Origin of the sequence: Nonomuraea sp. B1E8 (assembly GCF_039871515.1) — a bacterium.
Classification (GTDB): Bacteria; Actinomycetota; Actinomycetes; order Streptosporangiales; family Streptosporangiaceae; genus Nonomuraea.
The window spans coordinates 519,745-544,158 of record NZ_JBDPLS010000001.1 but is presented as its reverse complement, the minus strand read 5'-3'; the positions used below and the strand labels follow the sequence as shown (position 1 = coordinate 544,158).

The following is a 24,414-nucleotide window of genomic DNA, read 5'->3' as shown; positions in this document are numbered from 1 at the left end:
GCGTCCATCCGATGCACGTTCGGCCGCCGCGTCGAGTGTTACGCACGGGGCGTAATGCCCTGAATGTGTAGTTTGGTGGCCGTTCGTGGCTGGTTCAGGTAAATGTCAGACAATGACACCCAGCCGGTATACCGTCTGATTTCGGTTTGATCCTTAATCGGAAACGGGTACTGCAACATGCGCAAGGTCCTGACGCTCACTCTCGCCGCAGCCGCCACCCTCGGCCTGCTCTCCTCCGCGGTCTCCGCCACCCCCGCCGACCGCCCCCGGGATCTCCCGAAGGAGATCTACGGTGGCGCCTGGACCGCCGGTCACGTCCAGGGCATCGCCATCGACCAGCGCAAGGGGTACATGTACTTCTCCTTCACCAACCTGCTCGTCAAGACCGACCTCAAGGGCAACCCGGTCGGCTCGGTGACGGGCTTCACGGGACATCTCGGCGACCTTGACTTCAACGCCAAGGACGGGCGGGTGTACGGCTCACTGGAGTACAAGGCGCAGGAGTCGTTCTACATCGCCATCTTCGACGCCGACCGCATCACCAGCATGAACATGGACGCGCAGACCACCGACGTGGTCAAGACCGTCTACCTCAAGGAGGTCGTCGACGACTACGTCGCCGACATGAACGGTGACGGCAAGTTCGACGGCAACATCGCCGAGACCCCCGACCACAGGTACGGGTGCAGCGGCATCGACGGCGTGTCGTTCGGGCCGGAGTTCGGCAAGAAGCACGGCAAGGAGCGGCTGACCGTCGCGTATGGCATCTACTCCCACGTCGGCAGGGAGGACAACGACCACCAGGTCCTCCTCCAGTACGACATCAGCCGGTGGAAGAAGTACGAGAAGCCGCTCACCGAGAGCGACCCGCACACCAGCGGCCCCGAGCAGGTGGACGGGAAATACTTCGTCTACACCGGCAACACCACCTACGGCGTGCAGAACCTGGAGTACGACGACCACACGGGCAACTGGATGATGGCCGTGTACAAGGGGAAGAAGCCGCAGTTCCCCAACTACCCCTTCTTCATGGTGAAGGGCGACGAGCAGCCCAGGAAGGGCGAGATCGTCGGCCAGCCGGAGCCCGAGCAGGGCAACCTGCTCACCCTGGCGCCGGGCGGGCTGGAGCACGAGGAGTCGGGTGTGCGCGGGTGGCAGTTCACCGGCGAGTACGGCCTGGTCTCGCTCGGCCGGGGCCGCTACTACGCCTCCAGGGCCGGCACGATCACGGAGGACGGCGAGACCAAGCAGACCGGGCACGCCGAGCTCTACCGCTGGACGGGCGAGGTGCCGACGCCCTTCGCGAAGGTCGGCTGAGCCCTCGCGGCCCTCTTGACCGAGGGCGAACCGGCGCTTAACCCGGCGTCCACGCTTGTCGCGGCTCACAACACTCGCCAGCGGTCAGCATGTATCCCCTGTTATGGTCTTACCCCGCCTAAAAACTCGGTAAAAAATCCTGTCTGGGGAGGGTCATGCAGACCAAAAGGAAGATCGCAGTCGTCGCATCCGTGGTTGCCGGGCTCGCCGCTCCGGCCGTGGCTGTGGCACCCGCGGCCGGAGCCCAGGCGGCGCCGGCATGGTACGCCTACCACAACGCGACCCCCGCCAAGAGCGTGGCGCATGTGAAAACCCTCGAGAGTCGCGGATACCGGCCTATCACGGTGAACGTCTCCGACGGCGAACGCTACGCCGCCGTGTGGGTCAAGGGCGGTTCGGCGCCGGAGTGGGGCATCTGGCAGGGCATGTCCGCAGCCGACTTCCAGGCCAAGTTCGACGCGGCGATGAGGCAGGGAGCGCAGCCGATCTCCGTCTCCGCCACGGGCTCGGGCTCCTCCGCCGTGTTCACGGCCATCTGGGAGAAGAAGAGCACCAAGTTCCTCACCAAGCACGGCCTCACGCCCGCACAGTTCGGCGCCTACAACAGGGAGGCCGCGGCGCAGGGGCTGGCGCTCTCCTCCGTCGACGCCTACGGCACCCCCGGCGACATCCGCTACGTGGGCGTGTGGACCGCCAACCCCGGCGGCACCTGGAAGTACACCTACGGCATGTCGCGCGAGCGCCACAAGGAGGAGTTCTACGCGAAGAAGAGCCAGGGCTACCGGCCGGTCAAGGTGGCGGTGGCGCCCGACGGCACGTACACGGCCGTGTGGCGCAAGGACGGACGCAAGTCCTGGGCCCACTACGTCGACATGTCCGCGGCCGGCTACCAGCAGCGGTTCAACGCCCTCAAGAGGCGGGGGCTGCACCCCGTCCAGGTGAACGCCGAGAACGGCAGGTACGCCGCCATCTGGGAGTAGGGCACGCGCTCACCTGGCGAGGACGCGGACGTCCCCCGACCCGCTGCGGGCGACGATGGTGCGGGAACTCCCGGCCTCGCGCTTGACCGTGGTGCGTGCGCGGCCCTCCTTGCTCGTGGCCGTGACCGCGTACGAGCCGGAGGGCACCTTCGCGGTCACCATGCCCTCGCGTGAGAGCAGGTCGAGGTCGGCGGGCGGGCGGTCGAACGCCACGTCGATCCGCCCGTCGACCGTCCGGCACCTGACCGCGTCCGACGTCAGGCCCTCGGCCGTGATCGAGCCCTCGCTGCGCAGCCGCAACCGCCCGGAGGCGCCCATCACCTGGATGCGGTCACGGCTCACCACGTCCACGTCCTGGGCAAGCCCTTTGAGGATGACGCCGTCGGCCGCTTCGACCGACAGTCGTACGCCGGGCGGGACGCGGACGTGGTAGCGGGCGCCGCAGTCGCCCATGATCATGGTGCAGTCGGCGCTGAGGCGGAGTGTGCCGTCGCGCAGCGACCAGGTGGCGTTGCCCTCGTCAGCGGCCTTGCCGCGCACCCACCGCTCCACCTCGACCCGCCCTCCGGCTCCCTGGAGCACGCGCACGCCGCCCAGCGACGACCGGATCCGCAACTCGGGGCCCGTGAGAACGAACGACTCCGCGGCGCGCACCTCCGCGGCGTCGAGCTCCACGCCGCAGCCGGTGGCGGCCAGGGCCACGGCCGCCGCCGCTAATGTGATCTTCCTCATGGGGACGATGGTGGCCGAACGCCGCCCGCGCGCCATCGGCCGGAGGACCGACCGCCTCCGGCGGCCCATCGGCCATTCGGCCATTCGGCCATTCGGCCATTCGGCCGAAGGCGCCTCCCCGGCCGCGTCGAACGGCCGACCACAGGATCGCGTCAGAGGGCCGACAGCAGCGCGTCGACGTGGCGCAGCGGGTCCGATCCCAGCGGGCGCACCGCGACCGTGTCGGCGCCGGCCGCCCACATGCTCTTGACCTGCGCCGCCGCCTCCGCGGGTGTGCCGGTCGCCATCACCACGTCCGCGGGCGCGACCCCCAGGAACTCCGCCTGTCCGGCCACCGTCTCCTCGACCGCCTCGGCGGTGCCGCCCCCCGTGTGCAGGTAGGTGAAGACCACGAGCTCGTGGTCCGCGCCGCCGCCGATCTGCGACCGGACGCCGGGCAACCGCGCGGGACCGATGCCTTCGGGCACGATCGTGCCCTGCGCGACCCGTCCCGACAACGCCAGCGAGCGCGGGCCCTTCACCCCGGCGAGCACGGGCGGCGGCTCGGCCGGCGGGTGCACCAGCGACACGCCGTCGAGGTGCACGGACCGGCCGTGCAGGGTGACCGTCTCGCCGCGCAGCAGCGCGCGTACGGACGTGATCGTCTCCTCCAGGAGTGACAGCGGCGAGGGAACGGCGGCGCCGACCTGGCGCATCCAGGCGGGCACGCCGTGACCGATGCCGGCGGCCAGCCGGCCGGGATGCATGCGGGCCAGATTGGCCAGCTCCATCGCCAGCAGCATCGGATTGCGCAGGGGAGCGGGGGTGATGCCGATGCCGACGCGCAGGCGGGACGTGACGGCGAGCGCGGTGGCCGCCGCCGAGACGCCGCCCGTCCAGCCGAGGTCCTCCACCACCCACAGGTCGTCGACGGCGGTGCCGTCGAGCTCTCCGGCGAACGGGACCAGCTGCTCGGGCGGCAGGTCCCGGTCGAACATGACGCCAAGTCTCATGATGCTCTCCAGTATTGACGCGCTCCCCGGTGAACGCCGGAGATTCAGCCTGTGCCGCGTAGCCACGAGGATCAGGCGGCCGTGCCGCTGACGGACCTGCTTGTACGTGGAGACCAGCACTGTCCCGACCTGCAGAAAGATATGCCTATTTCTTACATATGTTCTGCATTGCCGTTTTGGTGGATGGTGTAACGCTCGGCTTCGCGGTCGGCATGGATTTCGACCCCTTCTGCCGGACCTTCGGCTGGTCGCTGCCGAGAATCAGTTCGATGCCGTTGATGTCCACCTCGCGCAGCTCGGACCCGGGGATGGCGTCGGCCACCACCCGCGCGGCGGCCTCCTGGCCCTTGCCGTGGCGCACGACGGTCTTGTCGTAGTCGTGCTGCCTGGTGTTGCCCGGCTGGCCGGGCACCTTGAACCCGTACGCGACCAGCGCCTCCTTGGTGCGGGCGCCGAGACCGTTGATCAGCGTGCCGTTCTTGATCCTGAGCGAGACGCTCTCCGGCGGGATGGGCGACGGCTTGGCCGAGGGAGTGGCCGACGGGGTGGGCGCGGCCAGGTCGCGGTCGGCGTCGATCCTGGAGAACATGTCGCGGGCCGCCGCCTTGTCCCACAACACCGCGGACTCTCCGGTGGGCGTCCTGTAGTCGACGTCGGCCAGCGGCACCTCGGCGAACTTTACGTCCTCCAGCGAGACGTCCCTGAGCTGGGTGGCCAGGCCGATCAGCCCGTCGTCGGGGTCGACCTTGACCGTGCTCAGCGTCGAGTTGACGAACGAGGCCAGCGTGCCGGGGTTGGCCAGCGTGCCCGCGCTCAGCGCCCGGTTGAGCAGCGCGGAGATGACCTGCTGCTGCCGGTCGATGCGGTCGAGGTCGGAACGGGCGGTGGCGCGGGTGCGGGCGTAGCCGAGCGCCTGGACGCCGTCGAGCCTGTGGGTGCCGGCCGGCAGGTCGAGCGCGATCCGCTGGTCCTTGATCGGCACCGGCGTGCAGACGGTGACCCCGCCGAGGGAGTCGACGACGTCGATGAAACCGAGGATGTTGACCTCGATGTAGCGGTTGATCTGCAGCCCGGTGACGGACTCGACGGTCTGCCTGGCGAGCTTGGGCCCGCCGAACTGGTAGGCAGAGTTGATCTTGTGGTCGCCCTTGCCGGGGACCGTCACCCAGGTGTCGCGCGGCAGGCTCACCACCGTGACCTTGCGGTGGTCTTCGGACAGGTGGATGACCATCATGGTGTCGGTGCGCTGCCCGGACTCGCGGCCCAGCTTGAGCCGGTTCTGCTGCTGGCGGGTCAGGTCGTCGCGCTTGTCGACGCCCACCAGCAGGATGTTCTCGGCGCCGCGGGAGGAGGACGCGGTCACGCCCGCGTCGACCGTGCCGATCTGGCGCGGGGTCGCCCACACCACGCCGGTCGTGACCAGCACGCACGTGGACAGGAAACCCGCGATCAGCACGTTGCGGCGGCGGGCCCTGGCGCTTCTGAGCGGCCTGCGGGTGCGGCCGGGGGCGAGCTTGACACCGCCATAGGCGTCTCCGCCCACGAGCACACCGGCGTCCTCCTCGCCCGGCTCGCGCATGCAAGTCCCCCTCTGTTCACGCCGGAGGATCGGGCTTTCGATTGCCCTCCTCCCCTGCTCGTACAGTAGCGTGAGCCCCGCCATGAAGCAGTTCCCCGACTCGCCGCACGCCCCCGCGGAGACGCGTGCCTGGCCCCCCATCTCCGTCGTCATGCCGGTCCTCAACGAGGAGCGGCATCTCCGCGAGGCCGTCGACCAGGTCCTCGCCCAGAGTTACCCCGGTGAGATCGAGGTCGTCCTCGCCGTGGGTCCCTCCCAAGACCGCACCCAGGAGGTCGCCGAGGCCATCGCGGCGGCCGATCCACGGGTGACCGTCGTGCCCAACCCCACGGGCCGCACTCCCAACGCGCTCAACGCCGCCATCGCCGCATCGCGCAACGGCATCATCGCCAGGGTCGACGGGCACGCCATGCTGCCCTCCGACTACCTGCGCGTGGCGGTCGAGACGCTGGCGGAGACCGGCGCCGACAACGTCGGCGGCGTGATGGCGGCCGAGGGCGTCACGCCGTTCGAGCAGGCCGTGGCCTGCGCCATGACCTCCAAGATCGGCGTGGGCTCCGCCGCCTTCCACGTGGGCGGCACGGCGGGCCCGGCCGACACCGTCTACCTCGGCGTGTTCCGGCGCTCGGCGCTCGACCGGGTGGGCGGCTACGACGAGCACTTCCAGCGCGCCCAGGACTGGGAGATGAACCACCGCATCCGCCAGAGCGGCGGCCTGGTGTGGTTCCAGCCGCGCATGCGGGTCTCCTACCGGCCGCGGCCCAACGTCAAGGCGCTGGCCCGGCAATACTTCCACTACGGCCGCTGGCGGCACGTGGTCGCGCGCACCCACGAAGGCACGATCAACCTGCGCTACCTCGCGCCGCCCGCCGCGGTGCTGGCCATGCTGCTCGCGCTGGTCGCCTCGCCGTTCTTCCCGCTCGCGCTGGTCGTCCCCGGGGGCTACGCGCTGGCCATCGTGGCCGGCTCGGCGCTGACGGGCAGCGGTCTGCCGGCCGCCGCGAAGCTGCGCCTGCCGATCGTGTACGCCACCATGCACTGCTCCTGGGGCTGGGGCTTCCTCACCAGCCCCAAGAAGCTGGCCAGGCCGCCGCGGTGACGCCGCTCAGCCCGCGAGCACCCGCTCGATGGCGGCGTTGAAGCGGGCCAGCGCGTCGGGATATTCCGGCCCGAGCAGATAGCTCCTGAGCTTGACCCTGGCCCGGGCCAGCGTGTCCTTCCCGTTGAGGAAGTCCGCCAGCCCGGCCAGGTCCTGGCCGAGCAGCTCGCCCGCCTCTGTGCTCGGGTAACGCTCGTGGAAGGCCTGCTCCGGCAGGCCGGCCACGTTCGTCACCGCGTACGGCTTCTCGCTGGCCAGGAAGTCGGCCACGACGCTGGAGATGTCGGTGACGAGCATGTCGCACTCGTTGAAGCAGTCATAGAGATGCGGCTCGGAGCCGGTGACGATCAGATGCCTGATCGCCGGCGCCTCGCCGGCCGCCGCCGACGGGTGCCTGGCCTTCGACGTGGCCAGCTCGGTCTCCTCGATCATGGCGACGATCTTCCTGTGCGCCCGGAGGGCGCTCTTGTCGCGGTGACCGGTCAGCGGGTGCGGCTTGTAGATCACGCGCAGGCGCGGACGGTGGTCGAGCAGCGCCCGCACGAGGCGCGGGCCCATGCTGGTCAGCGACGTGTGCAGCAGGTCGTCACTCCAGCCCTCCCAGGTGGGGGCGTAGAGCACGGTCCGGTACGGCAGCCCCGGCCCCTCCGTCGAGATGCCCTCGAGCTGCGGCCTGCCGACCTCGTGGATGTTCTCGTCCCTGACCCCGACCCTGGCGCGCCGGTAACGGTCGCGGCCCGCCGGCCCGGCCACCCACACCTCGTCGTAGACCCGGGAGAACGGGTTGAACGACGCCTCCTTGTCGCTGTCGCCGTGGTTGAGGAACGCGCTGCGCAGGGTCGGGATGCGCAGCATGTGGACGTTGCGGCCGGCGTTGGAGACGTACAGGCACAGTTTGGCGGCGGTCAGGGCGCGGAAGCTCATCAGGTCGGCCGACGACGGGAAGCACAACATCGGCAGGGTGGTCGGCTCCAGATGGGCGGCCATGCCGCGCTCGCGGAGCACGACGATGGCGCGCCTGTGGATGCGTTCGAGCACGGGCAGCCACATCCTGGCCTGGTAGGCGGCGGCGGGGGCGCCGGAGAAGTACAGGATGACCTCGGGGCGGTACCTCTCGACCTGCCTGCCCACGACCTCCATGACCTTCGCCCTGTCGGTGAGCGGGGCGGCGCGCCGTACGTACGGGATGAGCGCGAGCGTGCCGGCGGCGCCGAGCGCGACGGCCAGGCCCGCGCCCAGGGCCGCCACCCTGGCGTCGAACGCCGCGCCGAGCACCGGCAGAGCGTCGAGATAGAGGAAGCGCACGCTCCGGTCGTCACGCAGGAAGCGGGGCGGCAGCTTGGGGATGCGCAGCGCGGAGACGTCGAGGTTGCGGGTCGTCACCGGCATCCGGCTGAGCATCTGCCTGAGCCGCAGGGCCAGCCCCGCGTGCCCGGCCCGTACGACGTGGATCGCGAACACACCGGCCGCCATCCCCAGGAACCACGGCGAGTCGGGCCCGGCCGTCCGCGCCACCAGCAGCAGCGCCATGGTCTCCCTGGCCGCGAAGCGCAGCGTGAGCCCGAGGTGCACCTTGCACAGCAGGTCGGGCAGCGGCCTGCCGGCCCGCGGAGCCACCCGCTCCACCAGGTAGGAGGCCGCGGCGACGGCCCCGAACAAGACCGGCGCCGGCCACAGGGCCGACGCCAGCAGGACGGGGTAGCAGCCGAGCAGTGCCGCGATCACGATGAGTCTCCTCATGTGATCGCACGGTAACAACTCTCAGGTCAAGCGCCGTCCACGCCTGCCTCTATGACTTGCCCTGATAGGTCGGAGATGAGGATGTCCAGCGAGGTCTGCGCGATGAGGTGCGGAGAAGTGCCGGTATTGATGCAGTTGACCCGGATGCCGCCAGCGGCCCATTCGCGGGCCAGTGCCCGGGTGAGCCCGGCCACCGCGGCCCGCGAGGCCGCGTGCAGCGCCCCGGAACCGGGCGGGCTGTGCAGCAGCAGGCTGCCGCGCAGGTGCGGGCGGGCGGCGCGGGCCACGGTGAGCGCGCCCAGATGGTTGACGCTGACCGTGTCGGCGACGCTCTCGCCGGTGGCCTCGGCGAGCCCGCCCGTGTGGCCGGCGACCGCCGCGTTCACCACGTGGTCGACGTCTCCCACGCCGTCGAGGGCCTTGGCCACCGCGCCGGCGTCGTCGACGCGCACCCCGTCGGCCTCCGAGAAGGCGTGCACCCGGGCGCCGCGGGCGGCGGCCAGCTCAGCGATCTCCGCGGAGCCGAAGACCACCACGCTCCGCCCGACGAGCCCTCCAGGATCGCCCGCCGGCACCCTCGCGGCGAGCTGGAAGAGCCGCTCGGCGATGTGCAGGTCGGCCGGATGGGTGACCTTGATGTTGTGCTCGCTGCCCGGCACCAGGTGGATCGGAACGTCGGGCAGGTAGCGCAGCACCACTCCGCAGTCGTCGGTGGCGGGCCGCTCGCCGAAGCCGGGATCGGCCATCGCCCGCTCGTAGGCCTCGCGGATCAGCGAGAGCCGGAAGCACTGAGGCGTCTGGCTGCGCCGCAGCCGCGTCCGGTCGAGCACCTCGCCGATCACCTCGCCGCCGGGCGCCGGCTTCGCCACCAGGACCGTGTCGGAGCTCGGGATCGCCACATTGACGGCGGGATGTTCGCGCAGCGCCCTGACGCACTCGGCGATGATGCGCGGCTCCACGAGCGGGCGGACGGCGTCGTGCAGCAGCACGTTGCACTCCTGCGTGCCCAGCGCCCGCAGTGCCCGCCACGTGCTCTCGGTGCGGCTCGCGCCGCCGTCGACGACCTGGCTGACCTTGCCGTAGCCGCCCCGCGCGACGATCTCGCGCACCCGGTCGGCGTGTCCCGGCGTCATCAGCACCACGATCTCGTCGATCTCGGGGGCACGCTCGAACGCCGCCAGCGAGTGCTCGATGATCGTCCGCCCGGCGACCTCGACGAGCTGTTTGGGCGTGTCGTGCCCGAACCGCTGCCCCACGCCACCCGCGAGGAGCACCCCAACCGACCGCAGCCGTGACGTCATACCGCGAGCCTAACGGTCCTGGTCCGTGATATCGCGATGACCTCTCGCTACGCTGTGGCTACGCACCCGCGTGCCCACGCACTCCCGACCCGACCGGGAGGAGACCTGTGCCTTGCCCGACTCAATGACGCGAGGTGGCACGACCAGCCCTCATGCCGCGGTCGTGGTCCTCGCCACGACCCCGGCATGCGGGCTCTCGTGCGCCGACGGCACGCTGCTCGATCGGCTCAGCGACCAGCTCGCCACGCTGCCGGTGCGCGAGGTGCAGGTGGTGACCCCCAGCGGCGGCCTCGGCGCCGACCTGCGAGGAGTGGCCAAGATCGCTCGCACCGCCACCGGCGCCGTCGCCGTGTTGCCCGGCGACCTCGTGATCCACACCGAGGCGCTGGCGCTGCTGCTCGAACACCCGGCCCACGACACCGGCGCGCTGGTCTGCCGCGAGACGGCCGCGGCCCCGCTCCGGCCGCCCGTACGCGTCGAAGGCGGCAAGGTCGTCGCCGCGGGCAGCTCGTTCCACCTGGTCCCCGAGGCGAACGCCACGTTCAGGGGCCTGCTCCAGGCGGCCGAGGCCGACCTCGGCGTGCTGGCCGACATCGCCGAAGAGCTGGCCGAGCTGGCCGACACCGGCCGCCTCGGCCCTGTCACCCCGGTCGAGGCCGTCGACCTGCTGCTCGTCGGGCTGGTCAGATCGGGTGTGGCCGTGCGCGCGGCGACGCTCGGGCCGCTGCACGCCGACCGGGTGACCGGCCAGATCTCCGCGGACACCGCCCTGGCCAAGCTGGCCGAGGTCGACGAGGCGAAGGTCAAGGTCGAGACCGCCGTCAAACACGACGACGGCTTCTTCGCCACCTACTTCGTCTCCACCTGGACCCGCCACCTGATCAAGCCGGCCGCCACGCTCAAGCTGACGCCCAACACCGTCACCGGCGTCTCCGTCGGCCTGGCGCTGCTGTCGGCCGTCTGGTTCTCCGCAGGCACCCCGGCCACGCGGCTGGCCGGGGCGGTGCTGCTCTACCTGTCGTTCGCGCTCGACTGCCTCGACGGCCAGCTCGCCCGCTACACCCGCACGTTCTCCCCGCTCGGCGCGTGGGCCGACGGCATGGCCGACCGGCTCAAGGAATACGTCGTCTACATCGGCCTGGCCGCCGGGTACGCCGGGCCCCGCATCTGGTACCTAGCGGTCGCCGCGATGATCCTGCAGATCGTCCGGCACGCCGTCGACTACACGTACGCGGGGGCCGTGGCCGACGCTTCCCGCGTCGGCGCCGCCTGGGGCCGGCCCGCCCGCTCCCTGCTGGAGTCGGAGGACGCCCGCCGCGCCAGGGGCGTGCTCGGCCTCGCCCAGCGGCTGGAACGCGACACCGTGGCCCGCTGGCTCAAGAAGATCATCGTGCTGCCCATCGGCGAGCGCACCGCCCTGATCGCCATCACCGCCGCCTGCTGGAACGCCAAGGTCACGTTCCTGGCGCTGCTGTGCTGGGGCGGCGTGGCGGCCCTCTACCAGCTCTTCGGACGGATCGCGAGGTCGGCACGGTGACATCGGTTCACATGGCACCCGTCCCCAGCAGCACGGTCGTGGCCTACCGCGACGACGGGCCGCTCTCGCGCGCCATGGGCCTGCTCGTGGCCGGGCAACTCCCGCCGCTGCCGCCGGTGATCGCGGGCACGTTCGTCACCGGGGTGCTGCTGGTGCTCGGCGTGGCCGGGTCCGACGGGCTCGCCGTGTTCGCGCCCGCCGTGACGCTGCTGCTGGCCGGGCCGGGCAGCAGCCACGCGCACGACGGCCGGCTCGACTGGCTCGTGCCGCCGATCCTGCGGGTCATCGAGTACACGTTCATCGCGGCGTGCGGGTTCGCCCACGGGGTGCACCCCGTACTGATCATGATGCTGATCGGCGCGCTGGCCTTCCACCACTACGACCTGGTGCACCGGCTGCGCCAGCGGGTCTACGCGCCGGCCTGGTTGTCCACGTTCGGGCTCGGCTGGGACGGGCGGATGATGGTGGTCTCGCTGGTCGCCCTCACGGGCTGGCTGACCGGCGGCTATGTGGTGTTCGCGCTCTACCTGTGGGCGTTGTTCGGCTGGGAGAGCCTCACCTGCTGGCTGGCCGCACCCCAGGCGGGGGCGGAAGCGGCGGAAACGGGAACACAAGACTGACGGCAGATTACCCACCGTAGGCCGAAAGGGAACTAACCTTTGGGCCTACGGTGGCGCGTCCAGCGCCCCACCCCCTACGCGGGTCGCGTCCAGTGCCCCGCCGCACGTTACGACTGAGGAGTGCACGTTGCTGGGAATGGTTCTGGCCGCCGGGGCCGGACGACGCCTGCGGCCGTACACCGACACGCTGCCCAAGGCGCTCGTGCCGGTCGACGGCGAGACCACGATCATGGACATCTCGCTGCGCAATCTCGCCGAGGTGGACCTGCGGGAGGTCGTGGTCGTCGTCGGTTACGCGGCGCAGGCCGTCCACGACCGCAAGGAGGAGCTGGAGGACAGGCACGGCGTCAAGCTCACCCTCGTGCACAACGACAAGGCCGAGGAGTGGAACAACGCCTACTCCCTGTGGTGCGCGCGCGACTACTTCGCCCAGGGCGCGCTGCTGGTCAACGGCGACACCGTGCACCCGGTCTCGGTCGAGAAGACGCTGCTGTCGGCGCCCGAGACGAGCGACATCCTGCTGGCCGTCGACAACGTGAAAAAGCTCGCCGACGAGGAGATGAAGGTCACCCTCTCGCCGGAGGGCGCGCTGCGCCGCATCACCAAGCTCATGGATCCGGCCGAGGCCTACGGCGAGTACATCGGCGCCACCCTCATCCGGCCGGGCGCGGCCGAGCGGCTGGCCGACGCGCTCAAGGCGACGTTCGAGCGCGATCCGCAGCTCTACTACGAGGACGGTTACCAGGAGATGGTCGAGCGCGGCGAGCTGATCCACGCCGCGCCCATCGGGGAGGTCGACTGGGTCGAGGTGGACAACCACGACGACCTGGCGAAGGCCCGCACCATAGCCGTGCGCTACTGAGGGGGCGCGATGCCGCTTCTAGCGAGAATGCTGCCGACGCCGCTGACCATGCAGGTCAGGCGGGGCGCGGTGGCGGAGCTCGGCGCGCTGCTGGCCGACAGCCGCGTGGCCACCTCCGGCAGGGTCGCCGTGGCCGTCGGGCCGGGCCAGGGCGACCACATCGAAAGCCTGATAGCGCCCACGCTGGGGGAGGCCGAGATCTTCAGGGTGGCCGACGGCACGGTCGACGCGGCCGTCTCGCTCGGCGCCGACCTGCGCAAGGGCGCCTACGAAGTCGTGGTCGGCGTCGGGGGCGGCAAGACGATCGACGCGACGAAATACGCCGCGTCGCTCGCCGGCATCCCGATGGTGGCCGTGGCCACCAACCTCGCCCACGACGGCATCTGCTCGCCCACCGCCTCCCTGGTCTACGACGGCGGCAAGGGCACGTTCGGGGTGCCGATGCCGCTGGCGATCCTCGTCGACCTCGACTTCGTGCACAACGCGCCGAAGCAGCTCGTCCGGGCGGGCGTGGGCGACGTGGTGAGCAACCTGTCGGCGATCGAGGACTGGCAGCTCGGCAACGTCGAGCGCGGCGAGCCGATCGACGGGCTGGCCTGCTCCATGGCCCGTACGGCCGCGGAGGCGCTGATCGGGCGGGCCGACTCCATCGAGTCCGACGCGTTCCTCACCGTGCTGGCCGAATCGCTGATTCTGTCGGGCATGTCGATGGTGATCGCGGGCTCGTCCCGGCCCGCGAGCGGTGGCGACCATGAGATCCTTCATGCCGTGGATCAGCTCTTCCCCGGCACCTCCAACCACGGCGAGCTCGCCGGCATCGGTGCCGCCTTCTGCTTCTTCCTCAGGGAGGACGACGCTCGCGTGGCGCAGGTGACCGGCTGCCTGCGCCGGCACGAGCTGCCGGTCGTCCCCGCCGACATCGGGCTGTCCAGCCAGCAGTTCGCCGAGGCCGTCGCGCTGGCGCCGGCCACCCGCCCCGGCCGCTACACGATCCTGGAACACCTGCGCATGCAGGACTCCGAGATCCACGATCGGGTGGAGGACTATGTCCGGGCCTTCGGTCGCTGACCTGCGGCGGGTCGCCCAGCCCGAGGGCCACCTCCAGCGCAAGAACGGCGAGCACTGGGCGGGCGTCCTCTACATGCGCAGGATGTCCATCTACGTCACGTGGCTGATGGCCAAGACGTCGGTCACGCCCAACCAGCTGACGTGGGTGATGACGCTGGTCGGCATCGTGGCCGGCGTCGTGCTGGCCCTGCCAGGGCTCTGGGCGGCCGTGTTCGCCGCGCTGCTCATCCAGGTCTACCTCCTGCTCGACTGCTCCGACGGCGAGCTGGCCCGCTGGACGGGCAAGACCTCGCTGGTCGGCGTCTATCTCGACCGCGTCGGCGCCTACTTCACCGAGGCGGCGCTGCTGGCCGGGCTGGGCTGGCGGGCCTCGGCCGTCCTGCCCGACTGGTACACCGTGCTGGGGGTCGGCGCCGCGCTGGGGGCGATCCTCATCAAGGCCGAGACCGACCTCGTGGACGTGGCGCGGGCCAAGGGCGGGCTGACGGCCGCGACCGAGGCGTCCGTGGGACAGTTCCGCTCCGGGCTGCTGGGGCTGGGCAGGCGGGTGCTGTCGGCGACGAAGTTCCACCGCATCGTGCAGCCGGTGGAGCTGTCGCTGCTCGCGCTGGCGACCGCGGTGATCGACCTGGCGATCGGCGATCTCACCCCCACCAGGGTGTTGCTCGTCGCCTGTTTCGTCGCTGCCTGCCTCCAGGTTGTCCTGCATTTGGTCAGCATCCTGGCATCGAGGCGACTTGCGTGATCTCATGTCGGAACCGGAAGAGCCCCTCGTCCGTCGTATTGATCGGACGTCCGCCGTTCGGTGGGGGTTCACTGACGGTTCCGATACGCTTAGCTCCACCCATATCCCAAACGATGCAGACCAGCAGACTCGGTGATCATGAAAGAATGCTCCGCCCGTGCTCTCAACGCGTCAGGACGATGATTCGTTGAAGATCTCGTGCGTCATCCTCACCATGGGCAACCGGGTCGCGGAGCTGAACCGGGCGGTCGAGTCCGCGCTCAACCAGGTCGACGGCGACGTCGAGGTGGTGATCGTAGGCAATGGCGCCGACGTGCCCGAGGTGTCGGCGACGCCACCCGAGGGGTCGTCCGCGATCGTGAAAGCGATCCGGCTCGACCAGAACACCGGCATTCCCGCAGGCCGAAACCGCGGCGTGGAGGAGTGCTCGGGCGACGTCGTGCTGTTCCTCGACGACGACGGCTGGTATGCCAGCCAGAAAGTGGTCGCCCACGTACGCGACCGTTTCGCCACCGAGCCCGACCTCGCGGTGATCTCCTTCCGGGTGATGGATCCCGACGGCGGCATCGGGCAGCGGCGTCACGTCCCCCGCCTGCGCGCGGGCGATCCGCAGCGCTCGTCGCCCGTCACGACGTTCCTGGGCGGCGCCTCGGCCATCAGGCGCTCGGCCTTCCTGCAGGTGGGCGGCCTGCCCGAGCGGTTCTTCTACGCGCACGAGGAGACCGACCTGGCCTGGCGGCTGCTCGGCGAGGGCTACCGCATCGAATATGACGCCGAGACGGTGATGTACCACCCGCAGGTGCCGCCGACGCGGCACACCGAGTTCTACCGGCTCAACGCCCGCAACCGGGTGTGGCTGGCCCGGCGCAACCTGCCGTGGCCGCTGGCGTGCCTCTACCTCACCAACTGGGTCGTCCTCACCATCGTGCGCGAGCGCGGCTCGGGTGGCGCGCTCAAAGCGTGGTTCGCCGGCTTCTTCGAAGGCCTGCGCACCTCCGCCGGCGAGCGCCGCCCCATGGCCTGGCGCACGGCCTGGCGCATGGTCAAGCTGGGCCGCCCGCCGATCGTCTGAGCTCAGACCCGCTCGGCCGCGCCGAAGACCATCTCGGCGCGCGAGACGTTCATGCTGAACAACGCCTGCTTCGGCAGCCCCAGCTCGCTCAGCTCCTTGGCGATGGGATGGTTGCCCAGGCGGATCAGCGCCCCGGCGGGGCGGACCCTGGCGCCGCGCGCCCGCACCGACCAGGGCACGCGCCGCGTCACGCCCTCCCGGTGCGTGTACGCGTCCAGCGGCGCCATGACGGTGGCGCCCGGCACCGGCACGCCCGGCTTGACCAGCATGTCGAGCACGAGCCTGCCGTCCTTGCGCAGCACACACCGCTTGTACGGCGAGCCGAGCCGCAACTCGATGTCGGCCAGCTCCTTCGGAAACCCCCACAACGTCCGCCCGGCCTCCAGCGTGAACTGCTGGTCGACGGGCAGCCAGTGCACGAACACCCCGGTCCGCGACAGGTCGGCCGCTCTCATGGGCCCCGACACGCCTGGAGGGCGCACCAGGAAGGCCATGCCGAACTCGTGGTAGGCGTCGAGATCGCCGTCGCGGTAGTCGACGAAGAGCAGCACGCAGAGGGCCTTGCCCGGCAGGACCTCGGCGACGTCGAGCCCGGAGTACGCGATGACCGCCCTGGCGGCGTCGGCGCGCACCGGATAGAAGGCGCCGCAGATCTCCGCGTCCCGCACCCGCACCGGCATGCCGACCGTCCGGCCCAGGATCAGATGCGATGCCATGGTTCCCAGTACATCAACCGGCAAGCCGTGTGACCATTCCCGCCCAGGTGCCGTCTAGGTGTGATGTGAGTTTCCCACCGGCACGGGGGCGAGCGCGTGCGCGGTCAGACCGGCCCACGACTCGGCGCGGCGCACGAAGTCCTGAGCGTGGTCCGGCCAGTGGTGGCGCAGGCGCGCCTCGGCGTGGCCCAGCGCGCCCAGCTTGAGCCGGCGTACCGGGTCCTCCTTGAGGTCCAGGACGGCGTTGAGGACGGCGTCCACGTCGAGGGGCACCACGAGGCCGCAGCCGGCCCTCTCGACCAGCGAGGCGGCCTGCGGGGTGGCGATCACGGGCAACCCCCGGCCCATGTAGTCCATGATCTTGGTGGGTGCCGTCCGCACCGCGTCGCCGGCCAGCGACAGGCCCGCCAGCGCGCCCTCGGCCATGCGCAGCGCGTGCCGGTTGGGCACGTAGCCGTACCAGTCGAGCAGGCCGACGCGCTGCGCGTCGCGCAGCAGCGGCCGCACGTCGCGGGCCGCCGCGCCGATCAGGTCCAGCCTCACCCCGTGCGGGACCAGCCGCTCGGCCAGCCCGATCAGCTCCGTCACGCCGCGCTCGGCCGACAGGCGGCCGATGTGCACGACCCTGGTGTCGCCGGGCGGAGGTGGTCCGGCCGACACCAGGGTCGCCTCGGGGACCACCGCGGGGGTGATCACCCGGTGCCGGCGTCCCGCCCGGGCGAGTTGCGCCGGGGTCACCTGCTCGCGTACGTCCCAGACGACAGGGGGGCGCCGGTGGGGCAGCGTGCGCAGCAGCCGATGCTCATGGACGAGCAGGAGGTCCGCGTCCTTCACGCCGCGCCTGAGCGCCGCGCGGGCCCGGCCCGGCGACGCGTGGTACGCCACGTCGACGGCCCCGAGTCCCATGGCCGGCGTCACGTTGAAGTAGGTGAACGGCGCGACGTAGGTCACCTCGTGGCCCGCGTCGAGCAGCGCCCGGATCTGCCGGTGCATGATCCGGGCGTCCTCGGGATGATGGACGGTCGTGGCGACACATGCGCGCATGTGTCGATGCTCGGCGCTAACCAGGTCAAAGGCGTTAATGCGGGCCGAACGGCTGCTTAACTTCGGGATGGCCGCCGGTAGAGCCAGGTCAGGCGGGGCTCAAGCACCCACTTGAAGACCGTGCGGGTCTCCGGCAGGCACAACACGATCGCCAGTGCGAAGGAGCTGAAGCTGATCGCCAGCACGCCGAGCGGCCCGTGCAGCCACGGGAACTCGAGCCAGCCCTGGTCCTTCGCGATGAGAACGGGGATGCCGTGCAGCAGGTAGCAGTAGAGCGTGCGGGTGCCGAGGTCGGTGTACCAGGTCTCCTTCCTGGGCACCAGCGCCAGTACGGCGAAGCACATGGCCAGCGCGCACACCAGCAGGCCGACGCGCAGGCCGAGCCCCATGTACCAGGACAGGTCGAGGTCCTGATAGCTGTTCTTGTAGTAGAAGGGGCCGAGCGGGGCCTTGGGCGCGATGTAGATGGCCACCGCCGCCGCGCCGAGCACCGTGACCGCCGAGACGATCTTGATCCAGCGCCGGTTGAGCAGTTCGAAGTGCTCCGGCTGCATCACGAGGCCGATGACGAAGAACGGCAGGAGACCGAAGAAGCGGTCCATGCTGAAGTCGCCCGAAATCTGCGAGAACCCGGCGAACAGGTAGATCGCTATCGACACGGGGACGGGATATTTCATGCGCTTCCACACCGGCGTGGACAGGCGCCAGAACAGCAGCGCCAGGAGATACCAGTTGAGCCACGCCGGGTCGATGATCGTCAGGCTCCACTTCTGGCCCAGCGCGAAGCGGAGCGCGGCGTAGCCGACCTCGACGATCACGTAGGGGACGAGGAACGTGTCGACCAGCTTGTTGGTCTTCGCGTTGGAGTTCCAGAAATTTCTGGACAAGTAGCCACTGATCAGCACGAACAGCGGCATGTGGAACGTGTAGATGAAGATGTACAGCGACCTGGAGGAGTCAGCCGACAGGGTCGGGACCAGCGAGTGGCCCAGCGGCACGAGCGCGATCAGGACGAACTTGACGTTGTCGAGGAACGGATCGCGCTTGCGCTTGGGCGGCTGCTCGGCCTGCTGCTTGGGCTGCGGCTGCGGCTGGGGCTGCGCGGCGGGCGCCGTGATCACGGGACGATCGGCCCGCACCGCCGGCTGGGGTGCGGTGCGCTCGCCGGGGGGCACGCCGTGCGGGTCGGTGGCCTCGCTCCAGAAGGTCTCCTCCGGCAGTGGCCATCGGGCTCCCGTGTCGGCGGGCCCGTCCGCGCCGTCGGGGCTCCGCGGGGTCGTGACCTGTGGGGACCATCTGGTGTCAGACACTGGGGGAGTCGCTCAGCTTCGCTCGGGGCCGGGGAACACGACGGCAGCACGACCCGGACAGCCTTGCGGCCCCGTGTCGCGCTGCGTCGCCGACCCGCAACACACTATCCCGCTCTCAGGGGTGCTGTCCCTCACGCGGGAGATATGACCCGATTACACAGGCAACTTGGAGCGTCAGGTGCACACGTTCTTCTGCTCGGACGCGTTGATCGAGCTCTGCTCGACGCTGTCGGGCAACTTGCTGACCTTGACCGAGTCGAAGTCCTCGCCGATGACGAACTGGATCACCGGGGTGCCCTTGAGCTTGGCCGCCTCCGTGCCGGTGGCGCTGGTCGCGGACGTGTACGGCTGCGCCGCCGTCGCCTTGACCTTGCCCGCCGCCGGCGAGGGCTTGGGCAGGACGGCCTTGGCCAGCACGTCGGCGTAGTCGGGCGCCGTGTCGACCGACTTGGCGTAGTGGACCTCGCTCTTGGCCAGGCTGGCGCCGTCCGCGGCCTCGTAGTTGCCCAGGCCGACCACCTTGAAGCCCTGCTCGGCCAGCTGGGCGGCGACCTCGCCGGCCTTGCCCTGGGCCTTGGTGCCGTTGAGCACCTGCACCCGCACCTGCTCCGGCTTGGGCGTGACCTTGGGCTTGGAGCTGGCGCTGGCGGACGGCGACGGCTCGGTGACCTCGGTGTCCGTCTTGATCGCGGTGAAGAGCTTCTCGGCGTCGGGCTGCCTCCAGATCACGCGAGCCTTGGGGTTCTCCGGGTCGGGCAACACCGGGACCGTGGTGAGCTCGACCCCCTTCGCCGTCAGTTGCTTCGTGCTCATGGCGATGGAGATGAGCTTCTCGGTGTCGTTGGCGAGCGCGGGGTCCATGGTGACCGAGCCGGCGGCGGCCGCGATGAAGTCCCTGAGCTTGCCGACGTCGGTCATGAGCTCGCTGCTGGTGGCCTTGGCGATGACCTTGCTCAGGAAGATCTGCTGCCGCTTGATGCGCTGGAGGTCGCTGCCGTCGCCGTATTTGCGCAGGCGTACGTAGCCCAGGGCCTTCTCGCCGTTGAGCAGGCTCTTGCCGGGCGGCAGCACGAGCTTGGAAGCCTTGTCGTTGACGCCGTTCTGCAGGCAGATCTCGATGCCGCCCAGGGCGTCGACGATGTTCTTGAAGCCGCTGAAGTCGACCTCGACGAAGTGGTTGACGCGGATGCCGGTGAGGGTCTCGAGCGTGGAGATCGTGCACGCGACGCCGCCCGAGTTGTACGCCGAGTTGATCATGTCACGGCGTGGGGGCATCTCCTGCTTGGTGGTCTCGTTCTTGCACTTCGGGATCTGCACCATCGAGTCGCGCGGGAAGCTGATCAACCGGGCCTGGTCGCGGTCGGGGGAGATGTGCAGCAGGATGATCGTGTCGGTGCGCTTGCCGCCGCCGTCGGCCTGCCTGGCCGTCTGCTGGCCGTATTTCGCGTTGCCCTCGCCCGCGCGGGTGTCGGAGCCCACGAGCAGCACGTTGAGCGCGCCGGTGTCGACGGGACGCGGGTTGATGATGTCGTTGTTGATGCTCTTCTGCTTGATGTTGCCGAACGCGTCGCGGTAGACGACGTAGCCGGTCAGCGCGCCCGCGACCATGAGCGAGGTGACGCCGATGCTGACCCAGGCCAGCACACGCATCCTGCCGCCCTGATCGCCGCCGCCGCGGTGGCCGCGGGGTGGCCGGTCGTCGTCAGGAGGCGGGGGAGGAGGCGGCGCGGAGCCCGCCGCTCTGCGGGCCATCCTGCTGCCCGGCTGGGAGTGAGCACCTCGGTGCTCGTGCGGAAAATCGGCTACTGGCGCGCCCCTGTAGTCGCTCATACGCCCCCCAGCCTCACTTCTTGCGCCTGACGCGCCGGCTTGGTCGCTCCGGGCAACGAGAGTAGGACACGTGCGGCGTGCCCGTGGCCATGATCGTAGGCAACGGTCGTGACCCGGGTGTGACGTTTTCGCGGCAAAGCATACTCAGAGCCGGATATTGGGTGGAATATCATCGCCAAAGTCTTTTCACCCTCCGGGTTCTCGTCGCAGTCGATCATGCCTGAGGCTGAGGGCCGCCGCCAGGCAGGCCAGAGGTACGGCCGGCAGCACGTAGCGATAGTCGAACTCGGCGACCGCGGCCGGTGCGACCAGCAGCACGACGGCCGCCGACCAGGGCACCAGCCAGGCCGGAGCCCCCGCGCGAGGCCGGCCCCGCCGCCTGCGCCGGAGCTCGGCGACGCCCGCCACCGGCGGCACCAGCAGCACCCCCAGAAGCACCGGGCCGGGCAGCCGCGCTGCGCTCTGGTAGGCCCTCAGCCATCCGGCGTAAGGCTCGACGATCTTCGTGCCGATCGCACCCTGCTCGTAGAGCTTGGCATATTCGGCGCCGACCTGTGCGGGATAACGGCCAGGCGGGCCCGGCTCCGTGACCGGGAACTCGTAGTAGCCGTAAATCTCGGCGTCAGGATAGACCGGGCGGCCCAAGACGAACGTGCGGCCCAGCTCGCTCAGCACGGAGGCGGCGTAGTCGAGCGGCTGGGTGATGATCGCCAGCGCCGCGAACCTGGCCGCGAGCTCGTCGTTCTCCTGGGTGAAAGTGATCCCCGGCTGCAGGACGAGGGGGGCGTCCTTGGCCCAGATGTACTCCTGGGAGGGCGGTCGCCGCTCCGGAGGGCGCGGGTCGCACAGGACCTTCAGATCGGGCGGCGGGTCCATCCTGTCGCAGTCGGCGAACGACATCGTGCGGGCGTAGAGGAAGGCGCCGTTCGCGCCCACCAGGCCGACCCGCTGGTAGGTGGCGTAGAACCAGGCGCCGTACGCGACGAGCGGCACCAGGGCGGCGGCGAGCAGCACCCCGGCAGGGCGGATGCGCCGGCGCAACACGAACCAGCCGGCCAGCACGACGATCAGCGGCTGGCCGACCGTCCTGGTGAGCACGGCGGCGGCCAGCAGGAGGCCGATGGCGGCGACGGTGGCGGGCCGCCGCGTCACGCTGAGCGAGACGGCCGCCACGACCAGGAACATGAAGAGCGTGTCGGCGACCAGCAGGTGCTCGAGTTCGATCTGGTACGCGTCCAGCAGCACGGGAACGGAGGCCAGCGTCGCCGCCCACCGGGGGGCCCGGTGGCCGACGCGGCGTGCCGCGAGGTAGACGAGCACGCCGGTGGCCAGCCCGAGCAGGTGCTGCACGGCCGCGACCGCGGCGAAGGAGTGCAGCGGCTCGAGCAGCTTGAGAAACATCGAGTAGCCCGCCGGCCGCACGAGGTCGGGGCGGGGGTGGAAGACGGTGACGATGTAGGTGTAGCTGTCGGGGAACCACAGGGCGGGCCGGTAACCCGCCATCGCCAGGACGCGCAGGGCCGTGCCGAGGCCGAGCACGGCCAGGAACCATCCGTGCCGCCGTATCAAGCGCTGGGCCCGGCGGCGGGTGTCGCGCGGGAGACGCCGCCTGCCCTGGCGGGCCGGCGCGGGCGCCTCCGCACGAGCCTCCGACATCACCCGTACGTCCTCCCGAATCTCCGGCACGCCGCAGAGGTGCTCGATCGGACACCCCAGGCCGCCACCCCCCGGGCGGTCTGCCACCGTACGGTACCGGCGATCGCGCGGAACCCGTGCCACTGGTGGCGCGCCACGCCCCCGCCATCGGCGTGCCCGGTGCTCGCGGTTGGATACGCTCGCTCACCGATGGGACACGATCGACCAGGCCGGTTGCTCGCCGCGCTCACGGTACTGCCCGCGCTCGCCGTGGCGGGATGGCTGCTGGCCGGGCTGCCGCTGCTGCTGCTCGGCCACTTCGCGCCGCTGCCCGCCGCGCTGCTCGGGCTGCCCGCCGCCGCGCTGCTGTGCTGGGCGGGCACGCGGCGGCTCGGCAAGCTGGTCGAGGCCACGTCCTTGCAGGTCGCGGGGGTCGCGACGGTGGCCCTGGCATCGGGCGTGTTCAACACGCTGCTGCACAGCGAGCAGATCGCCGTCAGGCGCGATCCGGCGACCTACGCGCTCTACGCGGCCTGGATCGCGGACCACGGCTCGCTGCCCATCCCCCGGCAGGCCGAGGCGTTCGGCGGGTCCGACCCCTGGTTGATCTTCGCCGGCGTCGGCTTCTTCGACGTGCCCGGCGGGGTGGTGCCGCAGTTCATGCCGGGGGCGCCGCTGCTGTTCGCGGTGGGCAACTGGTTCGGGGCGCCGTTCGCCATGCCCGCCGTGCTGGGCGCGCTGGCCGTGCTCACGCTGGCCGGGGTGGTGGCGCGGCTGGCCGGCGCGCGGTGGGCGGTGGTCGCGGCGGTGGCGCTCGCGGTGAGCCTGCCGATCCTCTACACCTCGCGCACCACGTTCAGCGAGATCCCGTCGCTGATCCTGCTGTTCGGCGGCCTGTCGCTGACCTGCGACGCGCTCGCCAGGCCGGGGTGGTGGCGCGGGGTGCTGGCGGGGCTGGTGTTCGGGCTGGCCGTGCTGGTCAGGATCGACGGGCTGCGCGACGTGCTGCCGGTGCTGGCGTTCGCGGGGCTGCTGATCGCGATGCGGCGTTCGGCCAGGAACAGGGGTGCTCTGGGCCCGGGGCTGCTGGCCGGTCTGGTCGCCGGCGGCGGGCTCGGGATGCTCGCCGGATACGTGCTGGCCCGGCCGTACCTGAACTATCTGGCGGGCTCGATCCGGCCGCTGCTGCTCATCTGCGCGGGCGTGCTCGTGCTCACCGCGGCCGGTACGGCCGCCGCGCCGCTCCTGGCGCGGTGGCGGCCGCCGGGGTGGCTGCCGATGGCGGGGGCCGGGCTGACCGTGCTCCTCATGGCCGGCCTCTACGCGCGGCCGTGGGTGCAGACGGTCACCCGGGTGCCCGCGCACGAGAGCGACCAGCGCACCTTCACGATGATCGAGGCGATCCAGCGGGCCAACGGCATGGCCCCCGACGGCACCCGGCTCTACTTCGAATACTCGCTGCACTGGGCGGTCTGGTACGTCGGCCTGCCCGCGGTCGTGCTGGCCACGATCGCCGCGGCCCTGCTCGTCCGCCGGCTGCTGCGCGACGGCACGCCCGTGGAGTGGCTGCTGCCGCTCGCGGTCGTCGGCTGGACGACCGTCACCACGCTGCTGCGGCCCGAGATCACCCCTGACCATCCGTGGGCCGCCCGCCGCCTGGTCCCCGTCGTCATCCCGGGGCTCATCCTGCTGGCCACGTACGCGCTGGCCTGGCTGCGCGACCAGGCGGCCAAACGTGGCACCCGCGTGCGGCGCTGGGGCACGGCGTCGGCGGTCGTGCTGATGCTCGTGCCCCCGGCCGTGACCTCGATCGGCACGGCGTTCACGCCGATCGAGCGGGGCGAGGCGGCGGCGGTCGAGGCGATGTGCGGCAAGATCCCGCGGAACGCGTCGGTGTTGTTCGTGGAGCGGGTCACCGGCGACCGGTTCATGCAGGCGGTGCGGGGCACGTGCGGGCGGCCCGCGGCCTCGGTCAAGCGTGTGCTCACCGACGTCGCGCCGGAGGACCAGGTCCGCCGCCTGATCGAGCGGGTGCGGGGCACGGGGCGCGTGCCGGTCGTGCTGGCCGCCGACGAGGACCAGGTGTCGCCGTACGGGCGGGCGACACAGATCATGGGGCTGGTCGCGCGCCAGGACGAGCGCTCGCTGATCGAGGCCCCGAACGGCACCTGGACCCTGCGGATGAACGTCTGGATGGCCGTGTCCGAATGAGATGATCTTGTAGGGTAGACTCGG

General features: G+C 70.7%; 20 protein-coding genes. 10 read left to right on the top strand and 10 right to left on the bottom strand.

The window, feature by feature from the left end:
- Positions 1–177 precede the first annotated feature (177 nt).
- Positions 178–1,317, top strand: a complete 1,140-nt coding sequence (locus ABGA98_RS02460; protein ID WP_347616510.1) for a hypothetical protein — start codon at positions 178–180, stop codon at positions 1,315–1,317.
- Positions 1,318–1,535: 218 nt separating this feature from the next.
- Positions 1,536–2,297 (top strand): hypothetical protein, encoded by a 762-nt coding sequence (locus ABGA98_RS02455; RefSeq protein ID WP_347616509.1) that lies wholly within the window; start codon positions 1,536–1,538, stop codon positions 2,295–2,297.
- 9 nt (positions 2,298–2,306) lie between these two features.
- On the opposite strand, the gene ABGA98_RS02450 is transcribed toward ABGA98_RS02455, so the two are convergent.
- The 3 genes from ABGA98_RS02450 to ABGA98_RS02440 form a co-directional block, all read right to left on the bottom strand.
- Positions 2,307–3,029 carry a hypothetical protein gene (locus tag ABGA98_RS02450; protein ID WP_347616508.1) on the bottom strand — a complete coding sequence of 241 codons (723 nt, stop codon included), beginning with the start codon at positions 3,027–3,029 and terminating at the stop codon, positions 2,307–2,309.
- 152 nt (positions 3,030–3,181) lie between these two features.
- Complete coding sequence (locus tag ABGA98_RS02445; protein ID WP_347616507.1) at positions 3,182–4,021, bottom strand: LLM class flavin-dependent oxidoreductase; 840 nt, start codon at positions 4,019–4,021, stop codon at positions 3,182–3,184.
- A 145-nt stretch (positions 4,022–4,166) separates the two neighbouring features.
- Positions 4,167–5,600 (bottom strand): LCP family protein, encoded by a 1,434-nt coding sequence (locus tag ABGA98_RS02440; protein ID WP_347616506.1) that lies wholly within the window; start codon positions 5,598–5,600, stop codon positions 4,167–4,169.
- Positions 5,601–5,682: 82 nt separating this feature from the next.
- On the opposite strand from ABGA98_RS02440, the gene ABGA98_RS02435 reads away from it, so the two are divergent.
- Positions 5,683–6,699: a glycosyltransferase family 2 protein gene (locus tag ABGA98_RS02435; protein WP_347616505.1), complete on the top strand. Its 1,017-nt coding sequence runs from the start codon at positions 5,683–5,685 to the stop codon at positions 6,697–6,699.
- Positions 6,700–6,705: 6 nt separating this feature from the next.
- Here ABGA98_RS02435 and ABGA98_RS02430 read toward each other — a convergent pair whose 3' ends face one another.
- Both ABGA98_RS02430 and ABGA98_RS02425 read right to left on the bottom strand, forming a co-directional pair.
- On the bottom strand, positions 6,706–8,439 hold the full coding sequence (locus ABGA98_RS02430; protein WP_347616504.1) for a CDP-glycerol glycerophosphotransferase family protein: 1,734 nt from the start codon (positions 8,437–8,439) through the stop codon (positions 6,706–6,708).
- Between the two features lie 26 nt (positions 8,440–8,465).
- Positions 8,466–9,740 (bottom strand): bifunctional cytidylyltransferase/SDR family oxidoreductase, encoded by a 1,275-nt coding sequence (locus tag ABGA98_RS02425; RefSeq protein WP_347616503.1) that lies wholly within the window; start codon positions 9,738–9,740, stop codon positions 8,466–8,468.
- 112 nt (positions 9,741–9,852) lie between these two features.
- Here ABGA98_RS02425 and ABGA98_RS02420 point away from each other — a divergent pair, with 112 nt between their 5' ends.
- The 6 genes from ABGA98_RS02420 to ABGA98_RS02395 all read left to right on the top strand — a co-directional run bounded on the left by ABGA98_RS02420 (position 9,853) and on the right by ABGA98_RS02395 (position 15,644).
- Positions 9,853–11,277 (top strand): CDP-alcohol phosphatidyltransferase family protein, encoded by a 1,425-nt coding sequence (locus tag ABGA98_RS02420; protein ID WP_347616502.1) that lies wholly within the window; start codon positions 9,853–9,855, stop codon positions 11,275–11,277.
- 11 nt (positions 11,278–11,288) lie between these two features.
- Positions 11,289–11,897: a DUF5941 domain-containing protein gene (locus ABGA98_RS02415; protein WP_347616501.1), complete on the top strand. Its 609-nt coding sequence runs from the start codon at positions 11,289–11,291 to the stop codon at positions 11,895–11,897.
- Between the two features lie 127 nt (positions 11,898–12,024).
- Complete coding sequence (locus ABGA98_RS02410) at positions 12,025–12,759, top strand: phosphocholine cytidylyltransferase family protein (protein ID WP_132638236.1); 735 nt, start codon at positions 12,025–12,027, stop codon at positions 12,757–12,759.
- 27 nt (positions 12,760–12,786) lie between these two features.
- On the top strand, positions 12,787–13,827 hold the full coding sequence (locus ABGA98_RS02405) for an iron-containing alcohol dehydrogenase family protein (RefSeq protein WP_347617690.1): 1,041 nt from the start codon (positions 12,787–12,789) through the stop codon (positions 13,825–13,827).
- Complete coding sequence (locus ABGA98_RS02400; protein ID WP_347616500.1) at positions 13,805–14,572, top strand: CDP-alcohol phosphatidyltransferase family protein; 768 nt, start codon at positions 13,805–13,807, stop codon at positions 14,570–14,572. Before ABGA98_RS02405 ends, ABGA98_RS02400 begins: the two co-directional genes overlap by 23 nt.
- Before the next feature lie 187 nt (positions 14,573–14,759).
- On the top strand, positions 14,760–15,644 hold the full coding sequence (locus tag ABGA98_RS02395; protein ID WP_347616499.1) for a glycosyltransferase: 885 nt from the start codon (positions 14,760–14,762) through the stop codon (positions 15,642–15,644).
- 2 nt (positions 15,645–15,646) lie between these two features.
- Here the strand turns inward: ABGA98_RS02395 and ABGA98_RS02390 are convergent, their stop codons facing one another.
- The 5 genes from ABGA98_RS02390 to ABGA98_RS02370 all read right to left on the bottom strand — a co-directional run bounded on the left by ABGA98_RS02390 (position 15,647) and on the right by ABGA98_RS02370 (position 22,230).
- On the bottom strand, positions 15,647–16,360 hold the full coding sequence (locus tag ABGA98_RS02390) for an acetoacetate decarboxylase family protein (RefSeq protein WP_347616498.1): 714 nt from the start codon (positions 16,358–16,360) through the stop codon (positions 15,647–15,649).
- Positions 16,361–16,414: 54 nt separating this feature from the next.
- On the bottom strand, positions 16,415–17,404 hold the full coding sequence (locus ABGA98_RS02385) for a glycosyltransferase (RefSeq protein WP_347616497.1): 990 nt from the start codon (positions 17,402–17,404) through the stop codon (positions 16,415–16,417).
- A gap of 56 nt (positions 17,405–17,460) precedes the next feature.
- Positions 17,461–18,714, bottom strand: coding sequence for an acyltransferase family protein (locus ABGA98_RS02380; protein ID WP_347616496.1), 1,254 nt, complete (start codon positions 18,712–18,714; stop codon positions 17,461–17,463).
- Between the two features lie 174 nt (positions 18,715–18,888).
- Positions 18,889–20,544 carry an LCP family protein gene (locus ABGA98_RS02375; RefSeq protein WP_347616495.1) on the bottom strand — a complete coding sequence of 552 codons (1,656 nt, stop codon included), beginning with the start codon at positions 20,542–20,544 and terminating at the stop codon, positions 18,889–18,891.
- Between the two features lie 186 nt (positions 20,545–20,730).
- Complete coding sequence (locus ABGA98_RS02370) at positions 20,731–22,230, bottom strand: hypothetical protein (protein ID WP_347616494.1); 1,500 nt, start codon at positions 22,228–22,230, stop codon at positions 20,731–20,733.
- A 159-nt stretch (positions 22,231–22,389) separates the two neighbouring features.
- Between ABGA98_RS02370 and ABGA98_RS02365 the strand changes: the two genes are divergently transcribed.
- On the top strand, positions 22,390–24,390 hold the full coding sequence (locus ABGA98_RS02365) for a glycosyltransferase family 39 protein (RefSeq protein ID WP_347616493.1): 2,001 nt from the start codon (positions 22,390–22,392) through the stop codon (positions 24,388–24,390).
- Positions 24,391–24,414: the final 24 nt, after the last annotated feature.

What these genes read in the sequence shown, in the direction of transcription:
- ABGA98_RS02460 (WP_347616510.1), top strand. Translation starts at nt 178, where the DNA reads ATGCGCAAGGTCCTGACGCTCACTCTCGCCGCAGCCGCCACCCTCGGC.
- ABGA98_RS02450 (WP_347616508.1), bottom strand. Translation starts at nt 3,029, where the DNA reads ATGAGGAAGATCACATTAGCGGCGGCGGCCGTGGCCCTGGCCGCCACC.
- ABGA98_RS02445 (WP_347616507.1), bottom strand. Translation starts at nt 4,021, where the DNA reads ATGAGACTTGGCGTCATGTTCGACCGGGACCTGCCGCCCGAGCAGCTG.
- ABGA98_RS02440 (WP_347616506.1), bottom strand. Translation starts at nt 5,600, where the DNA reads ATGCGCGAGCCGGGCGAGGAGGACGCCGGTGTGCTCGTGGGCGGAGAC.
- ABGA98_RS02435 (WP_347616505.1), top strand. Translation starts at nt 5,683, where the DNA reads ATGAAGCAGTTCCCCGACTCGCCGCACGCCCCCGCGGAGACGCGTGCC.
- ABGA98_RS02430 (WP_347616504.1), bottom strand. Translation starts at nt 8,439, where the DNA reads ATGAGGAGACTCATCGTGATCGCGGCACTGCTCGGCTGCTACCCCGTC.
- ABGA98_RS02425 (WP_347616503.1), bottom strand. Translation starts at nt 9,740, where the DNA reads ATGACGTCACGGCTGCGGTCGGTTGGGGTGCTCCTCGCGGGTGGCGTG.
- ABGA98_RS02415 (WP_347616501.1), top strand. Translation starts at nt 11,289, where the DNA reads ATGGCACCCGTCCCCAGCAGCACGGTCGTGGCCTACCGCGACGACGGG.
- ABGA98_RS02405 (WP_347617690.1), top strand. Translation starts at nt 12,787, where the DNA reads ATGCTGCCGACGCCGCTGACCATGCAGGTCAGGCGGGGCGCGGTGGCG.
- ABGA98_RS02400 (WP_347616500.1), top strand. Translation starts at nt 13,805, where the DNA reads ATGTCCGGGCCTTCGGTCGCTGACCTGCGGCGGGTCGCCCAGCCCGAG.
- ABGA98_RS02390 (WP_347616498.1), bottom strand. Translation starts at nt 16,360, where the DNA reads ATGGCATCGCATCTGATCCTGGGCCGGACGGTCGGCATGCCGGTGCGG.
- ABGA98_RS02385 (WP_347616497.1), bottom strand. Translation starts at nt 17,404, where the DNA reads ATGCGCGCATGTGTCGCCACGACCGTCCATCATCCCGAGGACGCCCGG.
- ABGA98_RS02375 (WP_347616495.1), bottom strand. Translation starts at nt 20,544, where the DNA reads ATGAGCGACTACAGGGGCGCGCCAGTAGCCGATTTTCCGCACGAGCAC.
- ABGA98_RS02365 (WP_347616493.1), top strand. Translation starts at nt 22,390, where the DNA reads ATGGGACACGATCGACCAGGCCGGTTGCTCGCCGCGCTCACGGTACTG.